General features: G+C 29.4%; 4 protein-coding genes. 2 read left to right on the top strand and 2 right to left on the bottom strand.

Going from position 1 to position 8,165, the window contains the following annotated elements; translation table 11 throughout:
• On the bottom strand, positions 1-226 hold a 226-nt coding region (locus RWL85_RS08185; protein WP_314086974.1), incomplete at its 3' end, for a hypothetical protein.
• A gap of 382 nt (positions 227-608) precedes the next feature.
• On the opposite strand from RWL85_RS08185, the gene RWL85_RS08180 reads away from it, so the two are divergent.
• On the top strand, positions 609-2,549 hold the full coding sequence (locus RWL85_RS08180; RefSeq protein ID WP_314086971.1) for a KUP/HAK/KT family potassium transporter: 1,941 nt from the start codon (positions 609-611) through the stop codon (positions 2,547-2,549).
• Between the two features lie 461 nt (positions 2,550-3,010).
• Positions 3,011-4,129 (top strand): Fic family protein, encoded by a 1,119-nt coding sequence (locus tag RWL85_RS08175; protein WP_314086969.1) that lies wholly within the window; start codon positions 3,011-3,013, stop codon positions 4,127-4,129.
• A 195-nt stretch (positions 4,130-4,324) separates the two neighbouring features.
• Here RWL85_RS08175 and RWL85_RS08170 read toward each other — a convergent pair whose 3' ends face one another.
• Positions 4,325-7,777, bottom strand: a complete 3,453-nt coding sequence (locus RWL85_RS08170) for an SIALI-17 repeat-containing surface protein (RefSeq protein ID WP_314086967.1) — start codon at positions 7,775-7,777, stop codon at positions 4,325-4,327.
• Positions 7,778-8,165: the final 388 nt, after the last annotated feature.

The raw sequence follows: 8,165 nt of genomic DNA, 5'->3' as shown, positions 1-8,165 counted from the left end.
CCTGTGCATGGTTATCTAGTTCAACAAGAATATCTACCGCTATATTAAAATCCGATGAGACATTACTATTTGCAGTAAAGATTTGATTTCCTTCAATAAGTTTTGCTCTTTTGGCAGGTAAATCGAATATATCCTTTACAAACTGTAACGCTACTTCTTCGTTACGAAATACTTTTTTAACTACAAGATCATAAATTGGTTTTATATTTTTATGTCTGTCCCCCATTTTATTCACTCCCTTGGTTTGTTACTTAAAGTATATCATATATATATAATTAATGCGAATGTTAAATGAATAGGGTATTTATAGCAATTATTAAAATTTAAAAATTTGATTTTATAAAATATGATAAAATTTTAAAATAGAAAAAAGTGTTAATTAGAATATATTATACAAACTCACAAAAAAGAAAATAATGAAAAAATAAATAAATTAAAAATATAGTTTTCTAGAATATATAAAGTATAAAGATTATCATATAATAATAAATATACAATATACTTACTATTGACTTTAAGTACAAGAAGACTATAATTATATGTGAGAATAAGATTACTGCTTTATAAAGGTAATTCTAATTTAACTTAATTTATAAGAGGATAAAAATATGGATAAATCAAGATTAACTTTTCTTGGTGTAATAATAACGGTAGGAATAATATTTGGTGATATAGGAACTTCGGTTTTATATGTTATGAAATCATTTGTTCATAATACTGATGCGATGATGAGCGAAAGTCTCGTATTAGGATTTGTTAGTTTAATATTTTGGGTGATGACATTACAGACAACTATAAAGTATGTTTTAATAGCGCTTAAAGCTGATAACCATGGAGAGGGAGGTGTATTTTCACTATTTGCATTAATAAAAAATAGAACAAGAAAAAGTGTAGCACTCTTAGCTATGATAGGAGGAGCAACACTACTAGCTGACGGAATAATAACCCCTGCAATAACAGTAACGTCAGCTGTAGAAGGTTTGCATGATATAATACCATCAATAAATACAAATGATGTAATAATACTTGTTCTTATAATATTTATATTTATTTTTTCATTTCAACGTTTTGGAACAAAAAAAATAGGATCACTTTTTGGACCTATAATGAGTTTATGGTTTTTATCACTATTTTTCTGGGGAATAAAATCAATAATAACAAGACCAGAAGTCTTAAAAGCTATTAATCCAAAATACGCACTACAATTATTAATAAATTATCCAGGTGTATTTGTTTTATTAGGAGCAGTATTCTTATGTGTATCAGGAGCGGAAGATTTATATGTGGACTTAGGGCATTGTGGAAGACAAAATGTAAGAATGGCGTGGTTTTCGGTGAAAATTTGTTTACTTGCGAACTATTTTGGGCAGGCAGCATATTTGTTATCAACAAATTATAGCGCTGAAAAAAATCCATTTTTTGCTATAGTACCAGATAGTTTTATAGTATTTCAAGTAATATTAGCGACATTAGCAGCGATAATTGCAAGTCAAAGTTTAATCACAGGATCATTCACGCTAGTATCAGAAGCGATAAAATTAAATCTATTCCCGAAATTAATAATAAAATATCCGACAGAATTAAAAGGGCAAGTATACGTATCTGCGGTTAATATAATATTATTTATTTGCAGTAGTTGTGTAGTGTTATTCTTTAGAACAAGTAGTAATATGGAAGCGGCATATGGATTAAGTATAAGTATAACTATGTTTGTAACGACATTATTACTAAGTATATATTTATACAAAGTTAAAAAAGATAAAGTTTTCGCTACTATGTTTTTGATATTTTTTGGAATAGAGGAACTTTTATTTTTATATGCGAACAGTTTAAAATTTGTAAACGGAGGGTATATAACTGTTATTATAGCTCTATTAATCTTTATAATTATGTTTATTTGGTATAAAGGAACTGAGATAAAAGAACGTGAAAGTCAATATTTAACAGTGAAAAATTATACAAAACAACTATTACAACTTAGTGCAGATAAAAGTATAGCAAAATACGCTACAAACTTAGTATATTTAACAGGTGCGAAACAAGAAGAGGATGTCGATTATGCAGTATTGTATTCTATTTTGAATAAACAACCCAAAAGAGCTAATGTATATTTCTTTGTCCATATAAATGTTATAGATAAACCTTATAAAAGAGAGTACAAAGTTACTAAATTTAGCGACAAAAAAATATTAAAAATTACCTTTAATCTAGGATTTAGAGAAAGTCAAAGAGTAAATATGTTTATGCATCAGGTAATTGCAGATTTATTAGAGAATAAAGAATTAGATTTACAGCCTACTAAGTACAACTTGCGAGGAAAAGCAGAGACAGTAGGAGATTTCAGATTTGTTCTAATAGAAGAAGTGCTAGGAAATAGTAATGGTTTATCTTCATTCGATAACTTTATTATGGGATTAAGATTGAAACTAAAAAAAATAACAGTAACACCAGAAAAATGGTTCGGATTGGATACGAGTGTTATAACTAAAGAAGCGGTACCTCTAAATGTAGTGCAAACAAAGGTAAAAAGATTAACAAGAATTAAATAAAATAAAACCAGACTTAGAATGAAATAATGTAAATTTTATTCTAAGTCTGATTTTTTTCTAATAAGAAAAAGGAAGTGACTTAAAAATCACGATTTCGTAGAAATCAATTTTGTCGAATCACTCCCTTTAATGTTTTTCCCTACTTTGACGGTTTCAGACACAAGGGAATCTTTATAAAATGCGTACCTATAGCGTTTCAGCAGGGTAAAATTATCATGTTTTTTCTATATACATTTTTTTATATCAGAAACATAGCCTATAAGAGTAATTTTGTTCATTTTTATAGAATTAATTATATCAAGATACTCTTTTGATTTAGCATCCTTTATATAATAATTTTCCATCAAATAAATAATAAAAATTCTACTAAAACAGAAGAAAAAATTGCAACACCTTAAAAAATATATTATAATTATTTATAGTATAAAAAAACAAATAAAATATACTAAGGAGTGATACCTATGATAGAAGGAATACAAAAATTACCAATAGAAATAAATGACAAAGAAGCAATAGAAATTTATAAAAAATTATCTAATGTCAACAAAAAAATAGGGAAACTAGACACAGTATTAAAAAAATCAATAGTAAATAAATCGATATTAAGTCTATTAACATTAAATGAATCTGTTCAATCTACAAGGATAGAAGGAACACAAGTTACATTTTATGAAATTATGGAAAATAAAAGTAAAAAAAATAAATCTTGGCAACAAATAGAAGTATTTAATTATCATAAAGCTATTAAACATGGAGAAAGGTTGATAAAAAATGGAGATGTGATTTCAACAAGAATGATAAAAGAATTACACTCTATTTTAATGGAAGATGCTAGAGGAACAGTATCAAATAAAGGAGAATTTAGAAAAATACAAAACTTTATAGGTCCAGATAAAAAGATAGAAAATGCTGTTTATATTCCGATAAAAGCAAATTTGATAAATGAATATATGACGAACTTAGAATACTTTATAAATGGAGAATACCACAGAGATTTTGATAAAAAAACAGAGGAAAATAAAGTATTATTTGATCATAAGATAGATTCACTGTTAAGAATAGCAATAATGCATGCTCAATTTGAATCTATCCATCCATTTTTAGATGGTAATGGTAGATTAGGTCGTATACTGATAGCTCTAATGGCAATAAAAGAAAAAATAATGGAAGCACCTTTGTTCTTTGTGAGTGAAGAGTTAGAAGCGGAAAGAATTAGATATTATAATACCTTAAATGAAACTAGAGGAGAAAAACCTAGTTGGTTATCTTGGATACTTTTCTTTTTAAGTGCAAGTGAAAGAATGGCTGATAAAATTATAGGAAAAATAGAAATATCAGAAGAATTAGCATCGAACGGTTTAAAAAAATGTAATACAACTGTTCAATCGGAGGTTTGGTTAGCAACTTTTAGAGAACCAATAGCTACAGCTACAGAGATAGCGGAAATAACTGGTTATCATAAACAAACAGTAAAAAAAGCTTTGGATTATTTTGTATTTAATAATTTATTAGATAAAGATAAATCTGCAAAAAGAAATGTTAAATATTATAATTATGAATTAATTAGGGTTATAGGATAAAAGGTTCAAATTATAAAAATTTGAAAATATAAATTAACTATACTTTGAATATATTATAAGAGAGGTAAAGGTAGATAAATATTTTCTTGTGATATTTAATTTTTAATATTTCTATAGAAACAAGATTTTATAAAAAAAAATTAAAGAGTATGGAAAGTTTCCATACTCTTTAATTTTTTATATACTAATTAACAATTATCTATTTAGTTTACGTCTAATTGCAAACATAGCTAAAGTAATAATACTTAAACCTAAGGCTACTGTATTAGAAGAAGTAGTACCAGTATTAGGTAACACTTTACCATTTTTAACTTCAGCTTTAGATTTTTCAGTAGCTTTTTGTTCTACGTTTGTTGTAGATGTACCTCCTTGAGTACCATTAAGTTTAGATAAATCATACTCAGGAACGTCAAGAGTAGGAGCTTCTTGACCGTTAGTAGCTACTGGACCTGTGTATTCAGGAACATCGTTGACAGCTGGAAGGTTAGCTTCTAAAACATTTAAGTCTTCTAATAGTGCTTCATTATCAGCTATTAATGTTTGTAATTTTTCAGCAGTAGCAGAATCAGCTGTTTTTAGTTGTTCTTTTAATTTAGCTATTTTAGCTTTTACAGTTGCTGAATCTAATTTAGTAACTTCATTAACAGCAGCAGTGTTTATAAGTTTAGTTACAACAAAGTTACTAAAGTGACTTGTATTAAAAGTAATATTTCCATCTTTATATGAACTTGGAACTTCATCTAATGTTGCACCGTTAACATGGTATACTTTTAATTCTTGGTCTTCACCGTTAGCAACTGCAAAGGTAACAGTACGATCGCCTGTAGTTTTTACTTCTTTACCATCTTGTCCAGTAAAGTGAAGTTCTAATATTCTCACTATAGTTAACTCTGGATTTAGTTTTTTCACTAGAGTTTCTATTTCTTTAGCTTCATCACCTGTAACATCATTAGCGACAAAATCTTTAGCTTGTATTTTAGAACTATTATATTCAACAGAAACTTTTACTCCATCAGCTAATGTACGAGAAAGAACAGCTATTTTTTCTGAATTATCAGTAACAGGTTTAGATGGAGAAGTCTCAGTAGGGTTAGTTGGTGTTTCAACACTAGGAGCTTCAGGGTTAGATTCTACTACAGGAGTAGCCTCAGTACCGTTAGTACCTAAAGGATTAGTATACTCAACAGGAGCATCAGCAGTAGGAGCAGCTTCTTCACCATTAGTACCTAAAGGATTAGTATACTCAACAGGAGCATCAGCAGTAGGAGCAGCTTCTTCACCATTAGTACCTAAAGACTTAGTATACTCAACAGGAGCATCAGTAGTAGGAGCAGCTTCTTCGCCGTTAGTACCTAAAGTTTTAGTATACTCAACAGGAGCATCAGCAGTAGGAGCAGCATCTTCACCGTTAGTACCTAAAGGCTGAGTATACTCAACAGGAGCATCAGTAGTAGGAACAGCATCTTCACCATTAGTACCTAAAGGCTGAGTATACTCAACAGGTCCTTCAGTAGTAGGAGCAGCGCTTAGTACTTTAATAACTTCTGTGTATTCATTATATTCATCAGTTAATTGATTAATTGCTTCAGAATAAGCTTGTAACGGTTCGTTAGATTTATCAAAATCAACTTTCGCTGTATCACGAACTTCCTCAATAGATTTCACGATTTCTGTTAATGAATCGACGATAGTTTTAGAAGAACCATTGTCAATTGCTGCTTTAAGAGCTTCTTTAGCTTTTGTTAAAGTAGTTTCTTGTTTATCTAGAGTTGCAGCCTTTTTCTCAGCATCAGCTTTATCTTTTTCAGCTATTTCACTTAAATCATCAATTTCATCAGCTAAGTCGTCAGCTTTATCTTGAAGTTTTTGTAATTCTGTGCGAGAAGCATCAGCTTTTTTAACAGCATCTAATTTTTTAATATCTTCGTCATCTAGTTTTTTAGTTTCTGTTACAGGAACAGGGGCATCATCTTTAGTTTTATCAGCGTTTTCTAAAATTTTAGCCACTTCAGTAGCTGAAATTATTCCTTTTTCAATAGCATTTAGTATGTCTTCCTTACCTATAGCATGCTTAGCTTCTTCAATAGCTTTTTCTTTGTTTTTAATATCAGTTTTTTCATTTATTTTAGCTATTGCTGCTTTTTCAAGTTCATCTAAAGCTTTTTTGATAGCTTCTAAGTTAGTAGTTTCTTCATTTTTAAGTTCTTCAACTTTATCTTTAGTTTTTTTAGCTTCTTCTTTAGCGGTAGCTAATTCAGCTTCAGCAGAAGTCTTAGCTTGTTCAGCAGTGATTTTTTCTTGTTCAGCGGTTGTTGAATCATTAGCTTCTTTTTCAGCTTTTTTGATAGCTTCTGTAAGAGTTGTAGTTGCTTCTTCAAGTTTTTTAGTTAATTCAACAACTTTGGCATCAGCTTCTTGTTTTACTTCAGTAGCTTTTTCAACTTCTGTTTTTTCTTTTGGTAAAACAGGAGTAGCCTCAACAGGTTTAGCAGGTTCACTAGCTTCTTTTTCTTTAGCAACTTTTACTGCTTCAAGAGCTGTGTTGTACTCATCTGTTAATTTGTTGATTTCTTCTTCATAAGCTTGTAGAGGTTCATAAGATTTATCAAGATCAGCTTTAGCATTATCACGAGTTACTTCAATCTCTTTTACAACTTTTTCTAGTGAAGAAATAATATCAGTGTTAACTTTGTTGTCTGTAGCTAGTTTAAGAGCTTCTTTAGCTTTTGTTAAAACAGTCTCTTGTTTTTCAAGAATTTCTGCTTTTCTCTCAGCTTCAGCTTTATCTTTTTCTGCAACTGCAGTTAAATCTTCGATTTCTTCTTCTAAGGCGTCAGCTTTTTCTTGAGCTTTTTCTGAAGTAGGGCGAGCTGCCTCAGCTTTTTCAGCTTTATCAATTTTAGTTTTTAACTCAGCAGGAATATCAGCTTTATTACCAGATTGTGCTGCTTCAGCAGTAAAATCATTTGATTGGGGATTTTTAGCTTCGTCTGCTTTAGCTGTTTCAGCTTGATTATTTAATTCTTTAGCAACTTCATCTAATGTTAATTCTCCATCTTCGATAGCTTTTAATAGTGCAGTTTTACCAATAGTTTCTTTTGCTTTTTCTATAGATTTAGCTTTATTATCGGGTTGAATTCTACTATCTTTATTGATAGCTTCTTCTGCATCTGTTTCAAACTTAGTCAAAGCTGTTTCAATAGCTTTTTTAGTATCAGCAGCTTCTTTTCTAGCAGCTTCTTCTTTAGCGATGGCATCAGTTAAAGTTGTAGCAGCTTGAGTAGCTTTTTGTGTAGCTTCATTCAAAGCATCAGTAGCCTTAGTTTTAGCAGTTTCTGCATCAATTTTAGCTTTATTCGCAGTGGCAGCTTCAGCAGCCGCAGTTTTAGCTTTTTCCGTAGCAGTATTAGCAATTGTAGTTTTTTCAGCTACTTTTGTTTCTAATTCAACAACTTTTGCTTCAGCAGTTTTAGCCTCAGCTTCAGCTTGCTTGATTTCTGGATTTGTAACTTCAATCTTAGTAGAGGTAGTAGATTCGTCACTAGCATGAGCCACAGCAACACCAGTAGTCGCAATACCGATACCTACAAGAACAGATGCGACACCAACTTTAAACTTACGTAATGAATATTTTCTTTCTATTGCCATAATGTTAATTCTCCTTTTTATGAATGTAATAGTAAAAATATAACTATTTCCTATATTTCCAATTTTTATATAATTTTATCAAAAAGAAACGAAGGTATAATTAGTGTATTATTAATACCTATTATAATATAAGAAAAACAAAAAAACAAGGTGTTAACCAGTTCAAAACGTTGATTTAATAAGTATTTATAGGATGAAATATAAAATGTTAAAAAATATAACAAAATAAAAGAGATACAAAATATAGAAAATAAAACAAGAGAAAGTTATAATAAAACGTTTTAGTTATATTATATTCATATAATAATAAACAAAAAATTATTATAAATGCTAAATGAGAATGATAAAATAAGAATGTACAGTTTTGACAAAATAAAAATGTACAAAT

It is taken from the genome of uncultured Gemella sp. (assembly GCF_963515875.1).
Taxonomy (GTDB): domain Bacteria; phylum Bacillota; class Bacilli; order Staphylococcales; family Gemellaceae; genus Gemella.
Note: the sequence above shows the minus strand (reverse complement) of the source record. Positions and strands in the feature narration are given on the sequence as shown.